The organism is Aliivibrio sp. S3MY1 (genome assembly GCF_028765575.1).
Taxonomy (GTDB): Bacteria; Pseudomonadota; Gammaproteobacteria; order Enterobacterales; family Vibrionaceae; genus Aliivibrio.
The window spans coordinates 12,233-32,570 of the sequence record NZ_JARACO010000032.1 but is presented as its reverse complement, the minus strand read 5'-3'; the positions used below and the strand labels follow the sequence as shown (position 1 = coordinate 32,570).

24 protein-coding genes are annotated in these 20,338 nt (G+C 37.9%); 7 read left to right on the top strand and 17 right to left on the bottom strand.

Going from position 1 to position 20,338, the window contains the following annotated elements:
- Positions 1–98 precede the first annotated feature (98 nt).
- The 8 genes from pntB to PVK62_RS15535 form a co-directional block, all read right to left on the bottom strand.
- Positions 99–1,475, bottom strand: coding sequence for a Re/Si-specific NAD(P)(+) transhydrogenase subunit beta (gene pntB / locus PVK62_RS15570; RefSeq protein WP_274445228.1), 1,377 nt, complete (start codon positions 1,473–1,475; stop codon positions 99–101).
- Positions 1,476–1,486: 11 nt separating this feature from the next.
- A complete protein-coding gene (gene pntA / locus PVK62_RS15565) occupies positions 1,487–3,043 on the bottom strand; it encodes a Re/Si-specific NAD(P)(+) transhydrogenase subunit alpha (RefSeq protein ID WP_274445227.1) in 1,557 nt (518 codons plus the stop codon).
- A 262-nt stretch (positions 3,044–3,305) separates the two neighbouring features.
- Entirely contained in the window at positions 3,306–3,581 is a 276-nt protein-coding gene (locus PVK62_RS15560) for an HlyU family transcriptional regulator (protein WP_274445225.1), read from the bottom strand.
- A 118-nt stretch (positions 3,582–3,699) separates the two neighbouring features.
- Positions 3,700–4,800: an ABC transporter permease gene (locus PVK62_RS15555; protein ID WP_274445224.1), complete on the bottom strand. Its 1,101-nt coding sequence runs from the start codon at positions 4,798–4,800 to the stop codon at positions 3,700–3,702.
- 3 nt (positions 4,801–4,803) lie between these two features.
- Entirely contained in the window at positions 4,804–5,919 is a 1,116-nt protein-coding gene (locus PVK62_RS15550) for an ABC transporter permease (RefSeq protein WP_274445223.1), read from the bottom strand.
- 30 nt (positions 5,920–5,949) lie between these two features.
- Entirely contained in the window at positions 5,950–6,930 is a 981-nt protein-coding gene (locus PVK62_RS15545; RefSeq protein WP_274445221.1) for an HlyD family secretion protein, read from the bottom strand.
- Between the two features lies 1 nt (position 6,931).
- Entirely contained in the window at positions 6,932–8,311 is a 1,380-nt protein-coding gene (locus PVK62_RS15540) for a TolC family protein (RefSeq protein ID WP_274445220.1), read from the bottom strand.
- A gap of 99 nt (positions 8,312–8,410) precedes the next feature.
- Positions 8,411–8,872, bottom strand: coding sequence for a TetR/AcrR family transcriptional regulator (locus tag PVK62_RS15535; protein WP_274445219.1), 462 nt, complete (start codon positions 8,870–8,872; stop codon positions 8,411–8,413).
- Between the two features lie 455 nt (positions 8,873–9,327).
- Here PVK62_RS15535 and PVK62_RS15530 point away from each other — a divergent pair, with 455 nt between their 5' ends.
- Entirely contained in the window at positions 9,328–9,624 is a 297-nt protein-coding gene (locus PVK62_RS15530; RefSeq protein ID WP_274445218.1) for a YfcZ/YiiS family protein, read from the top strand.
- A gap of 64 nt (positions 9,625–9,688) precedes the next feature.
- Here PVK62_RS15530 and cspE read toward each other — a convergent pair whose 3' ends face one another.
- A complete protein-coding gene (gene cspE, locus PVK62_RS15525; protein ID WP_122033231.1) occupies positions 9,689–9,895 on the bottom strand; it encodes a transcription antiterminator/RNA stability regulator CspE in 207 nt (68 codons plus the stop codon).
- A 191-nt stretch (positions 9,896–10,086) separates the two neighbouring features.
- Here cspE and PVK62_RS15520 point away from each other — a divergent pair, with 191 nt between their 5' ends.
- Positions 10,087–10,701, top strand: a complete 615-nt coding sequence (locus PVK62_RS15520; protein WP_274445217.1) for a hypothetical protein — start codon at positions 10,087–10,089, stop codon at positions 10,699–10,701.
- A gap of 38 nt (positions 10,702–10,739) precedes the next feature.
- Entirely contained in the window at positions 10,740–11,663 is a 924-nt protein-coding gene (locus PVK62_RS15515; RefSeq protein ID WP_274445216.1) for a LysR family transcriptional regulator, read from the top strand.
- A gap of 10 nt (positions 11,664–11,673) precedes the next feature.
- Here the strand turns inward: PVK62_RS15515 and PVK62_RS15510 are convergent, their stop codons facing one another.
- Positions 11,674–12,777: a 1-acyl-sn-glycerol-3-phosphate acyltransferase gene (locus tag PVK62_RS15510; RefSeq protein ID WP_274445215.1), complete on the bottom strand. Its 1,104-nt coding sequence runs from the start codon at positions 12,775–12,777 to the stop codon at positions 11,674–11,676.
- 181 nt (positions 12,778–12,958) lie between these two features.
- Here PVK62_RS15510 and PVK62_RS15505 point away from each other — a divergent pair, with 181 nt between their 5' ends.
- Positions 12,959–13,576 carry an AraC family ligand binding domain-containing protein gene (locus tag PVK62_RS15505; protein ID WP_274445214.1) on the top strand — a complete coding sequence of 206 codons (618 nt, stop codon included), beginning with the start codon at positions 12,959–12,961 and terminating at the stop codon, positions 13,574–13,576.
- A 170-nt stretch (positions 13,577–13,746) separates the two neighbouring features.
- On the opposite strand, the gene PVK62_RS15500 is transcribed toward PVK62_RS15505, so the two are convergent.
- Positions 13,747–14,259, bottom strand: a complete 513-nt coding sequence (locus tag PVK62_RS15500) for a nicotinate-nicotinamide nucleotide adenylyltransferase (protein ID WP_274445213.1) — start codon at positions 14,257–14,259, stop codon at positions 13,747–13,749.
- A gap of 157 nt (positions 14,260–14,416) precedes the next feature.
- Between PVK62_RS15500 and nadE the strand changes: the two genes are divergently transcribed.
- Entirely contained in the window at positions 14,417–15,247 is an 831-nt protein-coding gene (nadE, locus tag PVK62_RS15495; RefSeq protein ID WP_274445212.1) for an ammonia-dependent NAD(+) synthetase, read from the top strand.
- Positions 15,248–15,258: 11 nt separating this feature from the next.
- Here nadE and PVK62_RS15490 read toward each other — a convergent pair whose 3' ends face one another.
- Together PVK62_RS15490 and PVK62_RS15485 are read right to left on the bottom strand one after the other, a co-directional pair.
- Positions 15,259–15,540 (bottom strand): GIY-YIG nuclease family protein, encoded by a 282-nt coding sequence (locus tag PVK62_RS15490; RefSeq protein ID WP_274445211.1) that lies wholly within the window; start codon positions 15,538–15,540, stop codon positions 15,259–15,261.
- 4 nt (positions 15,541–15,544) lie between these two features.
- Positions 15,545–16,204: a YceH family protein gene (locus PVK62_RS15485; protein ID WP_274445210.1), complete on the bottom strand. Its 660-nt coding sequence runs from the start codon at positions 16,202–16,204 to the stop codon at positions 15,545–15,547.
- Between the two features lie 155 nt (positions 16,205–16,359).
- On the opposite strand from PVK62_RS15485, the gene PVK62_RS15480 reads away from it, so the two are divergent.
- Together PVK62_RS15480 and PVK62_RS15475 are read left to right on the top strand one after the other, a co-directional pair.
- Positions 16,360–16,767 (top strand): bactofilin family protein, encoded by a 408-nt coding sequence (locus PVK62_RS15480; protein ID WP_274445209.1) that lies wholly within the window; start codon positions 16,360–16,362, stop codon positions 16,765–16,767.
- A 108-nt stretch (positions 16,768–16,875) separates the two neighbouring features.
- A complete protein-coding gene (locus tag PVK62_RS15475) occupies positions 16,876–17,184 on the top strand; it encodes a DUF496 family protein (RefSeq protein WP_060993732.1) in 309 nt (102 codons plus the stop codon).
- Positions 17,185–17,249: 65 nt separating this feature from the next.
- Here PVK62_RS15475 and PVK62_RS15470 read toward each other — a convergent pair whose 3' ends face one another.
- The 4 genes from PVK62_RS15470 to PVK62_RS15455 form a co-directional block, all read right to left on the bottom strand.
- Positions 17,250–17,690 carry a PAS domain-containing protein gene (locus PVK62_RS15470; RefSeq protein ID WP_274445208.1) on the bottom strand — a complete coding sequence of 147 codons (441 nt, stop codon included), beginning with the start codon at positions 17,688–17,690 and terminating at the stop codon, positions 17,250–17,252.
- On the bottom strand, positions 17,690–18,694 hold the full coding sequence (locus PVK62_RS15465) for a response regulator (protein WP_274445207.1): 1,005 nt from the start codon (positions 18,692–18,694) through the stop codon (positions 17,690–17,692). Before PVK62_RS15465 ends, PVK62_RS15470 begins: the two co-directional genes overlap by 1 nt.
- A gap of 132 nt (positions 18,695–18,826) precedes the next feature.
- On the bottom strand, positions 18,827–19,192 hold the full coding sequence (locus tag PVK62_RS15460) for an NADH:ubiquinone oxidoreductase (RefSeq protein WP_274445231.1): 366 nt from the start codon (positions 19,190–19,192) through the stop codon (positions 18,827–18,829).
- A 324-nt stretch (positions 19,193–19,516) separates the two neighbouring features.
- A complete protein-coding gene (locus PVK62_RS15455; protein ID WP_274445206.1) occupies positions 19,517–20,068 on the bottom strand; it encodes a DUF3332 domain-containing protein in 552 nt (183 codons plus the stop codon).
- Positions 20,069–20,338 lie beyond the last annotated feature (270 nt).

The following is a 20,338-nucleotide window of genomic DNA, read 5'->3' as shown; positions in this document are numbered from 1 at the left end:
CAATTATCTAATGATTACGCTGGTATTATTGTCGGAAAACGGACGAAAAAAAACCGAGTACTAAATACTCGGTTTAATCTATTTAAAAACACGTTTAATTAAAGATGTTTACTGATCTCAACACATGTTTCTTTTGCATCACCAAAAAGCATTTCAGTATTTTCTTTAAAGAACAATGGGTTTTGCACACCAGCGTAACCTGTGCTCATCGAGCGTTTAAATACGATTACGTTTTTCGCATTCCACACTTCAAGAACGGGCATGCCTGCGATTGGACTGTTTGGATCTTCCATCGCTGCAGGGTTAACTGTATCGTTTGCACCAATAACTAGAACCGTATCTGTCTCAGATAAGTCACCATTGATTTCGTCCATTTCAAGCACAATATCATACGGTACTTTTGCTTCAGCAAGCAGTACGTTCATGTGACCAGGTAGACGACCCGCAACAGGGTGAATACCAAAACGAACGTTAACGCCCTGCGCTCGAAGTTTTTCAGTAATTTCATAAACTGGATATTGAGCTTGAGCTACTGCCATGCCGTACCCTGGAGTGATAACCACGGACTTAGCGTTTTTAAGCATTTCTGCTACTTCTTCAGCCGTTGTTTCACGATGCTCGCCTTGATCTTCATCAGAGTCAGAAACAACAACATCTTGACCAAATCCACCAGCGATAACACTGATGAAAGAACGGTTCATTGCTTTACACATGATGTAAGAAAGGATCGCACCTGAAGAACCAACTAATGCACCAGTCACAATCAGAAGATCATTTGATAGCATGAAACCTGCTGCTGCTGCTGCCCAACCAGAATATGAATTCAACATTGAAACAACCACTGGCATGTCAGCGCCACCGATTGAAGCAACTAGATGGTAACCAAATGCGAAAGCAATTAGTGTGACTAAGATAATTGCGAACATGCTGCCTTCAACACTAACAAAATAGTAAAGAAGAGCGGCAGAAGCGATTAACGCTAATAGGTTTAGCTTATGGCGATACGGTAATTGAAGTGCAGATGAACTAATCACACCGCGCAATTTACCAAACGCAACAAGTGAGCCTGTAAATGTTACAGCACCAATGAAGACACCTAAGAACACTTCAACTAAATGGATATTTAGTAGCGCGCCAGTTAATTCACCGTGATCGATATAGCTGTTATAACCAACTAATACTGCTGCCATACCAACAAAGCTGTGAAGAATTGCCACAAGCTCAGGCATTTCAGTCATTTCAACTTTCTTCGCATAGAAGATACCAATTGCAGCACCGATTGCCATCGCAACGATGATCCAACTTGTACCTGCAGAGTCAGGACCAAAGATGGTCGCGATCAGTGCGATGGCCATACCTGTCATTCCGTAGTAGTTACCAGAACGAGCGGTTTCTTGTTTAGACAAACCGGCTAAACTCATAATAAATAAAACGGCAGATACAATATATGCTGCTTGAACTAATCCTGCTGACATTATCCTACCCCTTACTTATCTTTACGGAACATTTCAAGCATACGCTTGGTTACAGCAAAACCGCCAAATATATTAATACTCGCGATTAAAACTGCAATAAATGCTAAAAATGAAACAACAGCACTACCCTGTCCAACTTGCAGTAATGCACCTACAATGATGATCCCTGAAATGGCATTCGTTACTGACATCAGTGGAGTATGTAATGAATGACTGACATTCCATACCACATAATAACCAACAATACAGGCAAGAACGAAAACGGTAAAGTGTGCTAAAAATTCAGCAGGAGCAACAGACGCTACCCAACCAAACGCGGCAATACCAGCACCGATGATGCCGAACTTTTTAACTGGAGACATTGGCTCTTCAACTTTCGGAGCTACCTTAGCTTTTGGTGCCGCTTTGGCTTGAGGTTGAGCTGAAACTTGAATTTGTGGCGCAGGCCATGTGACTTCACCTTCTTTAACAACAGTAACACCACGAAGAACAACGTCTTCAAAATCAATATTGATGTTGCCGTCTTTCTCTTTGCATAGAAGCTTAAGAAGGTTAACTAAGTTTGTGCCGTAAAGTTGTGATGATTGAGTTGGAAGACGACCAACCATATCAGTATAACCCACAATTTTTACGCCATTGTCAGTGGTGATAACTTGATCTTTTATTGTGTATTCACAGTTACCGCCATTAGCAGCCGCCAAATCAACAATCACACTGCCCGCTTGCATGCTATCAACCATGGCTTTAGTAATCAGCTTTGGTGCAGGACGACCAGGGATAAGTGCAGTTGTAATAATGATATCAACATCTTTAGCTTGAGCGGCATACAACTCTTCTGCTTTTTTGTTGAACTCATCAGACATTTCTTTTGCGTAGCCATCACCAGAACCAGAGTTTTCCTTGAAATCAACTTCAAGGAATTCGGCACCCATTGATTGGACTTGTTCTTTTACTTCTGGACGAACATCGAATGCACGAACAATCGCCCCAAGGCTACCCGCGGCACCAATAGCAGCAAGGCCAGCAACACCCGCACCAGCAACAAGTACTTTTGCTGGTGGAACTTTACCCGCGGCCGTAATTTGGCCAGTGAAGAAACGGCCAAATTCATGAGCGGCTTCTACCACAGCACGATAACCTGCAATATTTGCCATTGAGCTTAATGCATCTAATGCTTGTGCGCGTGAAATACGAGGAACAGAATCCATCGCCAGAACATTGATATTTTTTGTGGCTAATTTAGCAAGTAATTCTTCATTTTGAGCTGGCCAAATAAAGCTAACTAAACTTGCACCATCTTGAAGTAACTCAAACTCATCAACACCGGTTTCGGCGTTAACTTGAGGTGCATTTACTTTAAGGATAAGTTCTGATCTCCAAACATCATCAGCAGAAACAATGGTAGCGCCTGCTTTTTCAAATGCGGAGTCATCAAAACTGGCTAAGATACCGGCTTTAGATTCTACAGCGACGGTAAAACCGAGTTTTAATAGCTGCTCAACTGTTTTTGGAGTGGCAGCGACACGGGTCTCTCCCGCGAGTACTTCTCTAGGTACACCAATTTGCATAGTTATTCCTTTACTATTGGCTTGAATTGATACCTTTGTTGTATCGAACATAAGATACTAATTCAAGTGATTTGTAATAAAATCACATCATTTTATTACAAAAAATAAATGTCCGTTTATTCTCACCTCTATTTAGTAAATAAACAACATATTGCTGATTATAAAACAGAGGTCAAACCACTTAATGTTACTGATTGATTTTAAACAATAAGTATAGAGTGTAAAACTAATAGCGTCGTAATCTAAATCAATTAATTTACATTTATTTAAAAATTGATTCTGCCATTTGATCAATCAACATTTTTGATTTTCTTACCATCAATTCATCAGCATCAGTCTTCAATGAAATAACATCAGACCGAATAAAGCGATGCTCTTTGAGTTCGCCATTAATCTCTTTTGTTATTTTTCCAGCGATACGAAACTGACTTCCATCTCGCTCAGAGTTTGGGTAGATAAGAAAGGAGTTGTATTCGATTGGTTCGATGACTGGTTCTTGTTTAGGGGAAGAGTCAAATAGACGTGAAAAAAGTCCCATTTCATTTTCCTTTTTGAAATAAGACTAATTATACCTCAAAAGCTCTATTGTGAAGTAGTGACTCTTGATATTGTGCAATAGGCTTAGCTTTTTCAAGATCACGAGGGGGAATTAAGATCTATTTTCGTTTACTGATAAACAAACACAAACCATATACCAAGCACAAGCCATAAAGCCCTAGCATATTAGAGAAGACACTGTTTAATCCCGCCCCTTGCTGATTCAAGGTAAGAAAACCATTAATAGCAAAACCACTTGGCAGTAAATGCATTACCTCGGTAAGTACTGCTGGAATAAGTTCACTTGGCCAGATAAAACCAGCACTAAAAACAATCGGCATTGAACTGAATAAAACAACTAACAAAATGCTTTCAGGGGTTGGAAACCATCGAGCTAATAACATACCGAGTAAGATCACAGCAGAAATAAAAGGTACGAGTAAGGTGATCAAATCAATAGGGTTTGAGAAACGACCTATATGATAAAAATCAAAAACATAACCAAAATAGAAACCGGCTAAGACTAATTCTGATAGTAAAAATATCCCAAATCGAACCACTAGCTGAGCTGCTGAATTTTCGCTTATCTTAGTTGTTTTTTGTCTGACTCCGACAGCCATTAATAACGTTTGTTGTAAGATAAGTATAAAGACGGCTGGTACGACATATTGCACGTAACCCATATTGTGATTAAACACTGGAATGTAATTTGACTTAAATGGCTGAAATGTATTTATCGCTGTATTAATCGGCATTCCATCGATGGCCATATGAGCGATACGATATTGTGCCGTAATGGTGCCACCCGCTTTCATTAAGCCTTCAACAATAGTGCCATAAATTAAGAAATAAGAGGCATCACCTGCGTATGCGACTGTGGGTGCTTGTCCAAGTTGTAAGTTTTTTGAAAATTGATATGGGATCACCAGAAATCCACTAACCGTGTTATCAAGAAATTGCTGCTTAGCCTCAGCAACACTCTCTGCTTGTTCAACTACATCGACTTGCTGTGATGCATTAACCATACGAATAAAACGACGACTTAAATCAGATTTATCGAGATCAACCACTGTGATTTTTTGCTCTTCAGGGCTTTGCTGTAGATAAGGAAGTGGATATAAAAAGGCGTAAAATAATACACCCCCTATCATCGCCATTAAAATGGTGCTGTTAGTAAAAATAGCCTTTGCTTCATTTTTTATGATAGATATTAATGACATTAGCTACTTCCTTAAACGGGTCATAAGCAACAGTAATGGTAATGTGAATAACAATAACGCACCTAAATTCGGTGTGGTTTGTATAAAAGTATAGCCATAATTCGCTTGTTCTATTTGAGATCGTACAAAATGGCTTGCTGGTAAAATAGAGTGCCAGAATGTGGCAAGGCCATTCATATCAGAAACAGGAAAAGTCACACCAAGAAAGGCAAAACTTGGCGCAGTGTAAGCACCTGAAATACTCATCGCTTTGACAATATCATTCGTCGCATAGCCTATCGCACAACCTAAACTAATACACGCGAATGCCATAGTACTCATCGCGAATAAAAATGATGGAATTTGGCCATCGAATGGGAAGCGTAAAATGCCATATAGAAAGTAAAAAAGCAGACAACCTAATACCATTGCCACCACAAAATAGACGGAGATAAATTGAAGTATTTGCTTGATGCTTTGTGAATCAAACCACACTCTTATATTCTGACTATTTGTGCGAATCATTTCATTTTTCATTGCCCAGATCATACCTACAATGATCGCCATTTGCCAAATTGCAGGCAAAACAGCAGAAACCAAGAATTGATTATAATTACTCCCAAGATTGAACAAAGGAGTGATCTGAACGTTAATCGGCACTGCAGAATTAATAGCTTGAATCCATGCGGTCTCTTTAGTGCTTAATGCTTTTACCGTCGATAATTTAGCTTGAATCGTCATATCCGTTTGCATTAACGCGGAGTTAATTTGTTTAGCAATTAGAATGAATTGTCCGTTATAAAAACCAGATACTTTTGGGCTTTTACCAAGTAAGATATCGCGCTCAAAGTGATTTGGGATAACTATATAGCCGTAATTTTCACCCCGTTTTAATGCTTGATTTGCAATCTCATTATTAGGTTGAATAGTTCGTACAGCAAGCGTCGGCGTTGCATCGTAATCACGAATGATCATTCTTGATAAACTAGACTGATCCAGGTCCACCACATCAATAGGCAGCTCTCGCACGACAGATGCTGAAAATACCCACCAAATAATGAGAGATAATACCAAAGGTAAAGCAAAGGTAACCGCTATTAACCATGGATTTGAACAATAAGAGCGCCAAAAAATTTTCATAACGATCCAACTATAACCAAGTGATATACATTATTTATCTATTCTTACTACGGCACTCATGCCTACGCGTAGATTCGGAATGTCATTCACTGGATGCGCTTCAACCTCAAAGGTTTTCAAATCAAACCCCTGACTATTATCGGTTGCTCGCCATGTCGCATAATCACCCATTACCGCAATATGCGTGATCGTAAATGGAACGGTTTGATCGAGTGCAGGCAAGTAAACATCAATTGTCTGATTTTTCTTATACGCTTTTAATTTATCTTCACGAACATGGAACACCGCCCACGCTTGCTTTATGTCTATTACACTAACGACAGGAAAACCTTGAGGTGCAATTTCACCAGCATTAAGCATGACTTGTGATACTTCACCATTGTACCAACTATTGATTTTCGTATCGGCAACATAGGCTTCAACCTCAGCAACTGAACCCATAGCCATTTTTACTTTTTCATTAGCAGCGCGTTTGGTTTCTGAACGAGCCCCCTCTTTCGCCATTTGATACATTTGGTATGCAGCACTTTCAGTGTATTTCGCCGCTTGCCATTGAGTGTACGTCTCATCTTTTTTCTGCTCTGCTACGACACCATCTTTATAAAGGTTATTAACTCGTGCATACGTTTTCTCAAGTAACTGACTGGCTGCTTTGGCTTTTCGCCATTGATCTTTTGCTGCAGCCACTTGTTGAGTTCGAGCACCTTGTTCTGCTTGATCGGCTAATGCACTTGCAGCTGCCTCTCCTGCTTTGGCTTGTGCTAGTTTAGCTTCTATCTCAGGACTATATAATGAAAAAACAGGTTGGCCTTTTTCGATCATATCCCCTTTTTTGACAAATACATTTTCTATCCGTCCTGGAACCTTAGAGGAAATATTATATTGTTCAGCCTCTATTTGACCTTGAAGTAATTCAGGGCGAGGTTGATACGCTGCCCAAAAGCTATAACCAACCCAGCTAACCACACTAACAACGGCAAGAGAGCCGATAACTTTTTTTAACTGACTCATATTATTTTCCTTCTCTTGCTTGAAGTTGGTATTGAACAAACGTGTCTGTTTGATCGCTTAATGCCAGTAATTTAACCAGAGAGATAACATAGTTAAAAGACGCTAAAGAACGTTGAGTTTTAATACTCGCTAAATACAGTTCAGCATCGACCACATCTAATGACGTAGACAAACCTTGTTTAAACGCTTTTTCACGCAGTAATACATTCTCCGACGCGAGTTCTAAACTTGAGGCAAGTCCTTCATATTCATCGATAGCTTGAAGTGCTTCTCTATACGTTTTTTCTACCAATAATGCGAGATCTTGTTGAGCTTGTTTTTTCAAATATTGAACTTGCTGAATCGCATTATGTGCGGCGACGACTTTATCTGAACGGCCTTTATTATCAATCAAAGGTACATTTACACCGATTCCCACCATCCAATCAGGGGCTATCTCTGAAGATAAACTGTCTCCCTCATACAGATTGTAGTTACCATATAAATAAATTTCAGGATAATAACGTCCTTTTTCTGCTTTAACTAAACTGCTTGCTTGACGCTCTTTGGCCTCTAATAAATCAAGACCGGGGTAAGTATTTAATGTGTTATCTATGAAAGCACTTAGCTGAGGTAAAGAAGAATTAGTAAAAAGTTCAGTCTCAGGAGTCATGGTTTCTTTTGATTGTAAAATACTGGCTAAGGCTGCTTTCGCAATATCAGAGTCTTGTTGTGCTTTACGTAAATCAACTCGCGCTTTATCGTATGACGCATCGGCTTGAAGGCGCTCAACTTTGGCGATCTGCCCTTGTTGTTGCAGTTTAATAGCACTGTCTCTGTGTTTTGCTAATCCTTGCTCTACTTCGCTATAGGTTTTAACGACTTCATTAGCGAGAACGACACTAAAATAATACTTAGCTAGATCTTCATAAGAGGCTTGTTGTTTCATTTTCAATTTACTGCGTGCTTCGTCTGTTTTTCCTTCTGCGGCACTTTCAGCGGCAGAAATTCGCCCACCAGTAAATATTGGCCAAATAGCACGAATTGAGCTAGTGAAAATATCACGCTCACTTAGTGTTGAAGTCACGGGACCAATGAATTGACCTAATATTCCTGCTATTGCTGGATTTGTATTAGTACTATCAAGAAGTTGCTGCCCTGAAACAGTAACGTCATCATCCAGATAGGTGTAATTTGCACTTAATGTAACTGAAGGTAAATTGAGATCAGAAGTCCCTGAAGCTAATGACTCTTGACGTTGAACATTCATGCGCTCAGCGGCAATGCCATTATGATTATTGAGTACATTTTTCCATGCACTATCGAAATCCACCGATTTAGCGCAAACAGACAGAGACATAAATGTGGTTAATAAAGCAGATAGACGTGTAATTTTTAGCATAACCCCTCCAATAAGTAGAGTATAAGCTCTAATTGGTTTTGAATGCAAAAAAAAACTTATCGATAGTAATACCGATAAGCTTCTGTACTAAATAATAAATTACTTAGCCATACGAATTAAAGAAAGGCCAATTAGCCATTCAAGATCTTTACGGCTTTCTTCACCATATAGATCTTCAACCATGCCATATAGACGCTCAATGCCATTGTGAGCAAATTCATGAGCATTTGCAGAAGTAACGATATGGTGGAATAAAAGACGTAAAATCGCACGGAATTGCTCGTCTTCTAAAGAAGATATCCAACTATCGATAAATGCTTGCTTATCACCTTGCATTTCAAGGCGTTCAGAAAATAGACGGAAAATACGACCATCTAAAGCAGCAGTAAAGTCAGTTTTCTTTGGAAAGTGGTGGCTAATACCGGTTCTTGATACACCAGTCTGTTGGCTTAATGTCGTGTATGACATTTTGTCATAGCCTAAGCGTAACAGTTGATCAATAACCGCATCCATGATCTTCTGGATGGTGATTTCAGTATCTTCTTTACTTCTTTTTGGCATAATAAAACTCTTCTATGTAGTTAGTCCATTAAGAAATCAATCGTAAAAATTAACTAATGATCCAATTAAGTTAATTTATAAGATTCAAGTCCATTTGTATGATTTTTTATAATATTTTGCACGTTAAACATATTATCGCAATCTAGCCGTCAAAGTATTCTCAAATATAAGAATCACATATTCAACGAAATATCTGTTTGCTGCTCAACCCTGCCTAAGTTCATTCTGCATTCTGTATTATACAGTACGGAATTACAATACACCGCTCTGAATTCTGACAAAGATTTGTCAGAAATGTTCATATTTTGAGGTTTTACTCCCAGGTTGTAATTATGTTATTGATATTTGAATATTAGTTACTATGGGAATTTTTTTCAGATGCTTGTTATAAATACTAGTTTTCTAATATGAACAAGCTTAGTATATCGATATATAACTATATGAGGAAACAAACGATGACTTCTGAAGTTGAACAGAATGTACCATGCGATTCGTGTGGCTGTAGTGCAGAAATGGGTTTTGTGATTAAAGAGGGAGATGATGTTGCTGAAGTAAGTATCTTCGCTAACAATAAAGCACAATTAGAAGCGGAATTTGCTAATTACCTATCTTTAGCAAAAGAAGTATGTGATGACGTTGAGCACAGTATTGAACTGACTAATGACGAAAAAGAACTTCACGCTCGCTTGAAATTCTCTTGCAGCGCAGAAAAACTAATTTACGAACTAAAGACTCGTTCTCTTAGAAAATAATCTGTGATAGATAACAAAGAAAAAAGGCTCTCACATTGAGAGCCTTTTTATTAATATCTTGGTACTAAGCCGCTTGAATATTGCTTGCTTGAGGGCCTTTAGGGCCTTGCTCAACATCAAAAGTTACGGCTTGGCCTTCTTTCAACGTTTTGAAACCGTCTGATTGAATCGCGCTGAAGTGAGCAAACACGTCAGGTCCGTTTTCTTGTGCGATGAAACCAAAACCTTTCTCTTCGTTAAACCATTTTACAGTACCAGTCGCTTTAGACATTACGTCTCCTTAATGTTTGAATTACTCGCGAGTCTATTTATCGCTGTGGTATAAAATACCAAATTTCACTATAGCAAATGTGTTTTAATAAAAAAAATCGAAAAATAAGACTTATATCACCGATTTGAAATTAAACATATTCCATCTGTAGTCGATAATAAACAAGTCACTAACTTTATGTTGTCTATATTATGTCTAAATCACACATTTCTTTGGCTTTACTAATGGTATCAAGCCTTCTCTCCTCACCTTTAATGGCTGAGATGCTTAATAAACATCGTTTGATAAATCATATTGATAGCTATGGAAATATTAATTTACGACATACAAATTACACCGAACTCCCCGAGAACCTTGAGCTTAAAGGCAATGTAAATCTTGCCAATAGTCACATCAAAAAGTTACCTAAGGGCTTAATCGTCGATGGTGATCTTAATTTAGCCAATACGAAGATTAAGAACATTCCCATAGGGACACAAGTAAAAGGCTACTTAAATCTGGCTGGAACAACCCAACTCAAGCGATATACTCGTGGTATTAAGGTGGCAGGTTTTATCAATTTTGCTGGCTCTGGCTTAACAGAGCTACCTCAACGATTAACGGTAAATGGTGATTTAAGTGTTATTCGAACCCCGTTAGTTAATTTGCCGAAACAATTAGTTGTAAAAGGGAACCTTTATCTTGGTTATTCCCAAATCACAACCCTACCCGCTGACTTAGTAGTCAAGGGGAATATCTATCTTGGTGGCCAACAAATCACTGAATTTCCAGAAACCATAAAAGTTGATGGTTATATTTTTAAGTAGCATTACAATAGAAGACTGTTTTTTCTTTAGGTTTGATAATGTTAGACAATCTGCATCAAATGGTGATCTTTGCTACGGTAGCCAATGAGTTGAACTTTACGCGTGCTGCTGAAAAATTAGGTATCTCTAAATCTCATGTATCAAAGCAGATAAAAGCCTTAGAAACTCGCTTAGATTGCCAGTTAGTCCAGCGTAATAATCGTTCGGTTTCGATCACAGAGCTAGGTCTGCAATACGCCGAATACAGTCAAAAGCTCATTGATATTGCTTATGAAGCGGATGCCTTGTTAGATGCACACCATGGTAGAATATCTGGTGTATTTAAAGTTGGTATTGCACAATCTTTTGGTAATCGGCATATCATTCATGCCCTTGCTGAGTTTCAAGCACAATATCCTGACGTTGAACTGGAAGTTACCCTATTCGATCATAAGCCAAAATTGTTAGAAGATGGACTTGATTGTTGGATAGCCATACATGATGACTTACCCGAAGGCATGATTGCGAGAAAAATTGCCGATTGTCATTTTATCGTCGCGGCTGCACCAAGTTACATTAAAGAGAATGGATTACCTTCTCGACCTGCTGATCTAAGTAAACATAAATGTATTGCTTATTATAGTAATGAGCGAAAGTTCAATGAATGGGAATTTACTCGCGACGGCGTCCATCAAGTTGTTAAAGTGCAGAGTATTTTTAAAATAGATAATGCATCGGCGATTTTAGATGCAACTAAAGCCGGAGCAGGTATATCCTATTTGGCGAGCTATTTACTTGAAGATGAATTTGAAAATGGCACTTTGGTACGTTTATTAACGGAATGGCAAGCAGACATGGTATTGCCTATTTATGCAGTCTATCCAAGACGCCAGCATTTACCTCCTAAAGTTAGAACCTTTATTGACTTTTTATCCCAACAAGTGGGTAATCCACCACATTGGGATAAAAAATTGTTTAATTAATGATGAGTCATTATTGTGCGTTCTTTACTGGGTTGGCGTAAAGCGCACGCAGATAAGGCTGTTCTTGTAATGACAACTGTTCCAACTTAGTCTCTAACTCTTGTTTCACTTCTTTTGTCACGGTATCAGAGTCAACATTCGCTGCTGCATAATTGATTGGGAACAGATGGTAATTCTTTGTTATCTGTTGATCCATCTCTTGTGCTAATAGATCAGCAGATTCTGGTGCCGAAGTGACAACGTCACCAAAGTGAATGTGAATGCGTTTCTTATTACCAATGATCCCTTTGATAATACTATCGATGTCTTCAAATTCTCCTTTCTCATATGAGCCTAATGTTGCTACGGCATTCAACTCTTTAGCCTTTTGAACATCTAATGGATCATTTTCATAGGAGATAGATACAGGAACTATCTTTAAGCTATTCATGTAATCAGGAAAGCTCTCTTTACGTTTACGGCCTTCAACATGAAACATCTTTAAAATTGCAGGATCGGTAAAGTCATTACCATCCTTTGCTCTACCTTCTTTCTGCGCGATCCAGATAGAGTTATTGGTTTCTAAAGAGTGCTTAATATAAGCAGACAACTGCCCTAGCGCTTTAAGCATTTGACGAGGGGCTTTTGCTGAGCGTTTTACGATAAAACTTTTATTCAGCTTCATTAATTCCGTACTGCAAGCCTTTTTCAATAAGTTATCACCTATCGCGATTCTAACCGTTTGCATCTTGTTATTGTATAAAACCCAATTCATTAATGCGGGATCCATGGCAATATCACGGTGATTAGAAACAAACAAATACGCTTGATTCGGGTCTAATTTATCCAGTCCAGTATAGGTAATACCATTGGTTGTCTTTTTAACGGTCTTATTCAAATACGTCGCAACATTCAACTGTACGTCTTCTATCGTGGTGATCTTAGATAGTGAACGACGCAGCTTACAACGCAATAATGGCGCTAATAGCCAAAATAAAAATTTAGAGGCAGAAGGAAACTTGTAATGCAGAATAGCGGTAATGAATTCATCATCAGAAATTAAACGCTCAATAGCAGCAGGAACTTCATCATCATTATATGGGCGAATTTCTTGATAGATATCTTGTGTGGTCATTTTTAGACTTCTGGTTACCAAAAAGGAAATGAGGTCATATTCTACTTGATTTTGTTTCACTTGTACGTGATCAATTACAGTGGTCGTACCATCCATGAGTAAATATCGCTTTTACGATAGAGAATCCGTTGATTTTTAGGTAAAAACCAGTAAAGTTACGAACTCAAATTTAGAGGTACCTATGAAAAACGCGATCACTTTTCACTCAGAGACACATCCCCATCTTTTTTATACAGCGAGAAAGAAAAAGAACCATTATGAATTCGTTTCTGTTCTCACTGGTGCCGCGCTTATTCGTTTAGGTCAATGGGAATACTTGATTCTGCCTGGAGAAGGGTTTTGGCTTCCGTTTGATGCTTTATCTTCAATCACTATTGTACCGAACTCTAGTATCTCTACTATTAAGTTTTCAGTAAGGACTCGCGAATTGCTACCATCTCACGGCGGTTACGTTGAGATGAGCCCTTTATTAGTTGCTGGATTACAAAAACTCCAATCACATAATTTAACGGAACTTGCTGAACAGCGCTTATTGCAGGTAATGCAAGATGAGTTACTAACGGCCTCTTTGCATACAGAGTTATCTGTAGAATCAAAGAGTATTAATAGCTACTTATCCTCATTAACTGACTCTAAAGAGACGGTAGATAGCCAAGTGTCCCCAGACATGATGATGGCATTAAAAGTGAGAGAAGCGGATAAAATGCGTAAATCTGGCGCGAAAAATGAGATGATTGCGAAGCGTTATTTTTCAGGCAATGTGCAACTACTTCAACAAATGTTTTCGTTATTGAAGTAAGCTAACGTCATCTCGATAATGCTCGATTTTTCGTTATTGGAAAGGGATCTCAAATGGCATGAACACCTGAACATCAGTTCGGTCATCCCATTGATAATTAATACGAAAGCGAGCATTGTTTATCTACGCCGCAACACGCATATTTAAGCCACTTGTATTTTCATAAACGATTACTCGTATAATTGGTGTCTAGAAATGTATTCTTGGACGCCTTTTGTTGTTAAGTGAGAGATATCCTCACCACGTTGTATTGTATTTCTTATATCGGTACTTCTAATTGGTAATGTTTCTGGACAAGCCATAACACTCCAACGTTTTATTATCTCATCCGCTTTGAAAAACTTGTCGAACTTAAGTAAGTTATCTGGGCCGATGATAAAGGTAATGTCAGCATTACTGTGTAATTCTTGAAGCGTTTTTAAAAGAGAAAAAGTGGTGACGTTTTGCTCTGGAATGTGGATCTCTTTTTCTAAAGTAGATAACTCAACGTTACTCAACGCTAAGTCAGAAATAAACGCGGTAATCATGTTAAGCCGACTTTCATAAGGCAGCATCGCTTTACCCCATGCGTGTGAGATACTTGGTACTAGCAACACTTTGTCAAAGTGCCCAAGGCGTTCAATTACACTCTTGTGACCTAATGATGGTGGATTAAAGGCGCTACCAAATACTGCAATCTTCATTTTTAATCTCGTTATTGTTGATATTATTAATCAGCATAAGTGAAATTTATGTCGATGGCTATGTGAGAACACTATTAGGCTGTTATTAATTGATTTAATTCAGTATGATTATTCTACTTAAGTGTTAATCGCCTCAATAAAGAGTAAAGGAATAACAATGCAACAGCAGATTGTTGAAGAAATGAAAGTAAAAGAATCAATTGACCCAGTTCAAGAAATTAAAACTCGCGTCGATTTTATTAAATCAAAACTAATTCAATCTCATTGTAAATCGCTAATTCTTGGGATCAGCGGTGGTGTCGACTCAACAACTTGCGGGCGATTAGCTCAAATTGCAATTAATGAGTTAAATCAAGAGTTTGAAACGGACAAATACCAATTTATCGCAGTTCGTTTACCTTATGGTATCCAAAAAGACGAAGATGAAGCTCAGTTAGCCTTGTCTTTTATTCAACCTTCTCAGTCAATTAGCATTAACATTAAAGACGGGGTTGACGGCTTACACAAAGCGAATCATATCGCTCTTGAACATACTGGTTTACTTCCTACCGATCCTGCAAAAATAGATTTTGTAAAAGGCAATGTAAAAGCACGCGCACGAATGATAGCTCAATATGAAGTCGCAGGTTATGTTGGCGGTTTAGTATTAGGAACCGATCACTCGGCCGAAAACATTACAGGGTTTTACACTAAGTTTGGTGATGGTGCCTGTGACTTGGCCCCTCTATTTGGTTTAAACAAACGTCAGATAAGAAGCATTGCAGCCGCGTTAGGTGCTCCTGAGCAGCTAGTAAAAAAAGTGCCAACCGCTGATCTAGAAGAACTGGCCCCTCAAAAAGCGGATGAAGATTCACTGTCGGTTACTTATGACCAAATAGATGATTTTTTAGAAGGTAAGAAAATTGAAGCTGAAGCTGAAGCTAAATTGATTACTATCTACCGACTATCTCAGCATAAACGTCAACCTATCCCGACTATCTACGATTAGTAACTCAGTGCTTAGTCAAGGCTAGGTAAACTTCCTGTTTGATTGACTAAGGCTTCTTTTGAAGCCTTGGTCATTTTTTTTATCCGGTACTCATATTTTAACGCGTGTGATTTTGACTCAACATTGTGTGACCACACTAAGGTTAGAGGGCCTTTTCCGCGTAAATACTCCGCCCCTTTGCCTGCTTTATGCATTTCAAAGCGACGTGGTAAATTATTCGTGATACCACAATATAAACTGTTAGATCGTGTTCGTATTAAATAAAGTGTCCAGCTAGATTTGAGTTCCGTCATGTAACTAAGAGAGAACCTGATTAACTAATTGTTTTAACTCATCCAGTTCAGCGCGTAATTGAGAAACGTCATTCTCTAATTGTTCAATTCGCAAATTTTTGTCTTCATTTTGTGTCGAAGTCTCTTGAATATCAGGATCTGTGATGCTGTCACTCAGCTCGCCGCAAAATAAGTGACCATATCGAGCTTCCCGTTTGCCAGGCTCTTTTGATAGCTTAACGACTTTAGGTGAGAGTTCATCTGCGGCTAACTTATTCAAAACAGCCTCAACCTGTGCAACATTTTCAAATTCATATAAACGTTGCGTTCTTGTTCTTAGCTCACCTGGTGTTTGAGGACCACGTAAAAAAAGCACACATAAAATAGCAATCTCTTGCGAAGACAATTTAAGACTACCAAATTCGGTGTTACAAAAACGGTGCTGATATTTAGCAACTCTTGAGTTTCCACGAGACTCATCAGTCACTAATCGATCTTTAATCAGAGCATTAAGTACATCTAATACATTTGAATCCGTCATTGAAGTGACAGGGTCACGACTGCTCTTTTGGTTACATGCGTTAGTTAGTGCATTTAATGTTAATGGGTAATGTTCTGGTGTGGTGATTTCTTTTTCTATTAAACAGCCAATAACACGTACTTCTGCCTGAGTGATAATTCTCATTCTTATGATTCCTTTTACTTTATTCGATGATGCATACGATAAAAGTGTGAGCTATATTACTAAATAAAACGGTTGAGTCTATAAATAGTAGTTATCCCCTGTTCTATCCATGATAGTATTCTTTCGTTAGTTTAATATCAATTGGAGAAATACATATGGGCCTTTTTAGTAGTCGGTCTACCTCAGCCTCTTTATCTATCATAGCCAAAGGTTGCCGAGTTATAGGTAACATTGAATCTGAGCATAGCATTCAAATTGACGGCTTTGTTCATGGTAACATCTCAACTGAAGCTGAAGTCATTATTACTCCTTCTGGTCGTGTCCAAGGCGACATTAAAGCTGGGTTGGTACTAATTAATGGTTTAGTTGAAGGTACATGCCAAGGTGGTGAAGTGAATATCCAGCCTAAAGGTAAATTCAAAGGTACAATGCAAACTCAACAATTGACTATCGAGAAAGGTGGTTTACTGATCGGTGAAAATCGTGAAGTAGTTGATATTGAAAAAGTAACTAAAATTACAGAAACTAAACCTGATGCAGAGAAAGAGAAGATGGCGGTTTAACTGCGTCTTAATTTATTTTTTAGAACTGTATTGATCTTGTTATTGTTTTTAACACTGCATTTATGATTTAATCAAGAAAGTAGCTATTAAATATTATAGGATATAAAAATGAACAACGTTTTTGAAATCATCAACCAAGCTCGTCGTAAGAATAAACTAAAACGTGAATTGCAAGACAATCAAAAGAAAATTCGTGATAACCAAAAGCGTGTGACGCTTTTAGAAAATATGTTGGATTATATTCACCCAACGATGTCTACTGACGAAATCATTGCTGTAGTACAAAACATGAAAGCTGATTACGAAGATCGCGTTGATGATCACATCATCAAAAGTGCTGAAATTTCTAAATCTCGTCGTGATATCAGCCGTAAAATCCGTGATTTAACAGAAGCAGACAAAAAAGCGAATAAATAATCATCTCGCTTAGCTACAAAAATGGAGGCCTATTAGCCTCCATTTTTTATTCTATATTACAATCTTTATTGATTTGCTTGCTCAGCTAATGCCTCTGCTGTCACATCCTCAACCGCTAAAAATATAGCTTTTATTTCACCCGTTGTACTTCTCATTGGGTTTAGCGTGACATTTTGATACATGAATTTACTTTGTTGAGTGATTGGTCGAACATTACGACAACGAAATAGATAAGGTCTTTGTCGCCAAATAATAAAACTGCGTGTACCTAAATCAAATACAGGTTTTGATTTAGCTTTAAACCAGGCATCATTAATTTCAGGAAATACCTCAAACAAAGATTTACCCATCACATCATGAGCTTGTTTTCCGCTATGATGTGTCATAAATCCATTCCAAAGATGAATGTTAAACTCTTTATCCACAACAATAAGACCGACATCAACGTTTTGTACCATGTCGACCATCCAGTGAAACTGTTCAAACTCTGCAGGGATCCCATTCATTATTCATCATCCAGTAAATAAGCTAACTTGTTGTCTAAAATTGGAAGTGATTCATCTACAATCATCAGCAACATATCGCATTTAATGTCAGTTCCATCAATGTTATAGCTGACTTCAAACGCCATTAAACGATTAAATGAGCCGTTAGTGGATTCAATTACACTATCAATAGAAATGTGCTGACCAAGCAATACCGGGGCACTCTGGAAAAAACGAACTTCGGCTTGTTCACCTATCCCTTTCAAAAAAGCACCGACTAAAATGTTAGAAACATCCATTAAAAGCTCTAACTCTAGGCTTGCATCATCAGATTGTGGGTAATCCATTAATTTAGTTAAGTCAGAGACACTTGAGTCACTCAATAATACCAGGGCTTCTCCTGCTATACCCTCACCGCTAAAGCCCTGACAAACACCAGACATCTCTTGATTATTTGCTAAATGGCGCAATGTCATCTGTAATTCACTCATTTCAAACAAATTAACGTTAGGCAAAGGCATATGAACAAAGACATCAAAATGACGTGCTAATGAATCAGCAGCACGACCAATCGCGACATTGACCACTTCTAAATAAATATCACGACGACGTAGTTGAATTGACGTTATTGGTTGTAACAAATAAGTCTGTTGACGTTCAGGTTGAATACCAATAGAAGTAAGGGTAGATATTAATGTCTCTTTATCAACAGGTTTTTTAATAAATGCTTTAGCACCAAGCGTGAATACTCGCTGTTGAGCTTTTGGTTGAATATCACCGGAAACAACAACGACTTGTGTGGATATATTACGTACATTGATTTGTTCTAATGTTCCATAACCATCTAGCTCTGGCATGGTTAAATCAAGAAGCAGAAGATCATATGACGTAGCTTCAAGTTTACTAATAGCATCCCAACCATGATGAGCAAATTCTATCGTTGCCCCCCACGAAGATGGAATAACTCGCGCTAATTGTTTACGAGCTAAAGCTGAATCGTCACAAATTAAGATGGAAATTGCCATCTAAAAACCCTTATAAACTAAAACTGTCAACACTATATCAAGTAACCTTTAGTATAGATACAGTACAGCATTATACAAAAACAAAAAAAGGAGCTAAAAAGCTCCTTCTTATCTTCTATAAACGCGCCACTTTTACATGAGGCCCGCTTTTTTATCTAATAAAGGTTGGGAAATTTTACGATCTTTAATTTTGAACCATAGGTATGTGGCTACGATTGAAAAGAAAAGATATGAGACAGCAAAAATAAATGGAGAAGTGATCAGCTCAGCATCTAACGCCATCATAACACCGACAATGGTTACGGCCATTTTTGAGAATAAGCCAAGCATTAAAAGTAATAGTGCCATTTGCGGATAACGAGTCGTTCTAAAAGCAAACCAATGACAGCAACCTACCGCTAAGCTCGCGATACTTAAACCTAAAAGAAAAGAATGAAAGTGCTCAGCAGCTGCAACGCCACCTAAGGTTGAAACTAAAAAGATTAATAGTAATTTCATCATATAGACCTCGAAAATAATTGAGAGCATCCTTTCAATTTTGGAATCTTTGTTTTCGCTGTATCTTATCGCTTTTTTATCAAATATCAACTAGACGGAAATTGGTATTTTGTTGCAAACTTGTTGCGCTAAATTGTTTTTTTTTGGATAAACCACCTACATTCAGTCATTATTTTTTAATGTCTTATAAATGACACGTGAAATGTTACTCAATGGTTAATGAGAGCGTTCTGTGTGAGATACAATTAATTTTAATTATTTTGAACTCATACAAAAAAGCACTCAAAAATGAGTGCTTTTATATTAATTAAGATTAGATTTAGATTATGCTTGCGATGCCGCTACATAACTTTCTAGTTCTTCAACTTCTACGGTAGTGATGTAATTACCATCAAGATAGAAAGCAACGCTGTCGTCTTTTTTCTCACCACGAAGAACTTGTTGAGTACCATCTAGCAATGCAACATGCATCTCTAATGTATTTTCATCAATTTGATTAAACGAAGCATTTTTTACATTGTTATTTACTTGAAGCGGCGCAATTGGCGCTTTAGTCATTGAAGAATCAATTTTATCATTCACTTTAAATACTGCACCACCAACATCAGTATCAACGACTGCTGGACTTTTTCCTGTGATGATATTTTTACCAGTCCAAAATTCAATTGAGTTAAAAACAAAAAGATCGGCAAATGCAGCAACACCGTATACAGGACCTAATAGAATGTATAATCCAGCACGCCCATAACGGTTATCTACTGCTTTAAGGTTACCAAAAGCAACAAGCTTTGATATCCCCATTTGTCCCATACAACCGGTAAGTGTTGTTATACCTAATGTTACTGCCACTGCGATTTTAATTTTTTTGAAGTTCATCTTTTTCTCATATTATTGGTTACGTTTTAACGCCGCGGATATTATCAAGTAATTAATTGTAAAAATAGACGACAGATCATAATTTTACATAAATCTGACAATTTACTGCCATTGCTCGCCAATAAAATGACGTCGTCAAATATGCAATATTAGATTGAAAAAATGTGGTGTAATTTTCATACAAGCTATTCCAATACATATAAAGTGCTGATAAACTCCGCGCAGATCAACGTGACGCCCGTCATGTTTCTAAGAATCAGTTATAAAAAC

What these genes read in the sequence shown, in the direction of transcription:
- PVK62_RS15500 (WP_274445213.1), bottom strand. Translation starts at nt 14,259, where the DNA reads ATGAAGATTGCAGTATTTGGTAGCGCCTTTAATCCACCATCATTAGGT.
- PVK62_RS15560 (WP_274445225.1), bottom strand. Translation starts at nt 3,581, where the DNA reads ATGGGACTTTTTTCACGTCTATTTGACTCTTCCCCTAAACAAGAACCA.
- PVK62_RS15470 (WP_274445208.1), bottom strand. Translation starts at nt 17,690, where the DNA reads ATGAATGGGATCCCTGCAGAGTTTGAACAGTTTCACTGGATGGTCGAC.
- cspE (WP_122033231.1), bottom strand. Translation starts at nt 9,895, where the DNA reads ATGTCTAAAGCGACTGGTACTGTAAAATGGTTTAACGAAGAGAAAGGT.
- PVK62_RS15455 (WP_274445206.1), bottom strand. Translation starts at nt 20,068, where the DNA reads ATGAACTTCAAAAAAATTAAAATCGCAGTGGCAGTAACATTAGGTATA.
- PVK62_RS15550 (WP_274445223.1), bottom strand. Translation starts at nt 5,919, where the DNA reads ATGAAAATTTTTTGGCGCTCTTATTGTTCAAATCCATGGTTAATAGCG.
- pntB (WP_274445228.1), bottom strand. Translation starts at nt 1,475, where the DNA reads ATGTCAGCAGGATTAGTTCAAGCAGCATATATTGTATCTGCCGTTTTA.
- PVK62_RS15535 (WP_274445219.1), bottom strand. Translation starts at nt 8,872, where the DNA reads ATGCCAAAAAGAAGTAAAGAAGATACTGAAATCACCATCCAGAAGATC.
- PVK62_RS15510 (WP_274445215.1), bottom strand. Translation starts at nt 12,777, where the DNA reads ATGACCACACAAGATATCTATCAAGAAATTCGCCCATATAATGATGAT.
- PVK62_RS15480 (WP_274445209.1), top strand. Translation starts at nt 16,360, where the DNA reads ATGGGCCTTTTTAGTAGTCGGTCTACCTCAGCCTCTTTATCTATCATA.
- PVK62_RS15520 (WP_274445217.1), top strand. Translation starts at nt 10,087, where the DNA reads ATGTCTAAATCACACATTTCTTTGGCTTTACTAATGGTATCAAGCCTT.
- PVK62_RS15465 (WP_274445207.1), bottom strand. Translation starts at nt 18,694, where the DNA reads ATGGCAATTTCCATCTTAATTTGTGACGATTCAGCTTTAGCTCGTAAA.
- pntA (WP_274445227.1), bottom strand. Translation starts at nt 3,043, where the DNA reads ATGCAAATTGGTGTACCTAGAGAAGTACTCGCGGGAGAGACCCGTGTC.
- PVK62_RS15485 (WP_274445210.1), bottom strand. Translation starts at nt 16,204, where the DNA reads ATGAGAATTATCACTCAGGCAGAAGTACGTGTTATTGGCTGTTTAATA.
- PVK62_RS15505 (WP_274445214.1), top strand. Translation starts at nt 12,959, where the DNA reads ATGAAAAACGCGATCACTTTTCACTCAGAGACACATCCCCATCTTTTT.
- nadE (WP_274445212.1), top strand. Translation starts at nt 14,417, where the DNA reads ATGCAACAGCAGATTGTTGAAGAAATGAAAGTAAAAGAATCAATTGAC.
- PVK62_RS15555 (WP_274445224.1), bottom strand. Translation starts at nt 4,800, where the DNA reads ATGTCATTAATATCTATCATAAAAAATGAAGCAAAGGCTATTTTTACT.
- PVK62_RS15530 (WP_274445218.1), top strand. Translation starts at nt 9,328, where the DNA reads ATGACTTCTGAAGTTGAACAGAATGTACCATGCGATTCGTGTGGCTGT.
- PVK62_RS15515 (WP_274445216.1), top strand. Translation starts at nt 10,740, where the DNA reads ATGTTAGACAATCTGCATCAAATGGTGATCTTTGCTACGGTAGCCAAT.
- PVK62_RS15545 (WP_274445221.1), bottom strand. Translation starts at nt 6,930, where the DNA reads ATGAGTCAGTTAAAAAAAGTTATCGGCTCTCTTGCCGTTGTTAGTGTG.
- PVK62_RS15460 (WP_274445231.1), bottom strand. Translation starts at nt 19,192, where the DNA reads ATGAAATTACTATTAATCTTTTTAGTTTCAACCTTAGGTGGCGTTGCA.
- PVK62_RS15490 (WP_274445211.1), bottom strand. Translation starts at nt 15,540, where the DNA reads ATGACGGAACTCAAATCTAGCTGGACACTTTATTTAATACGAACACGA.
- PVK62_RS15475 (WP_060993732.1), top strand. Translation starts at nt 16,876, where the DNA reads ATGAACAACGTTTTTGAAATCATCAACCAAGCTCGTCGTAAGAATAAA.
- PVK62_RS15540 (WP_274445220.1), bottom strand. Translation starts at nt 8,311, where the DNA reads ATGCTAAAAATTACACGTCTATCTGCTTTATTAACCACATTTATGTCT.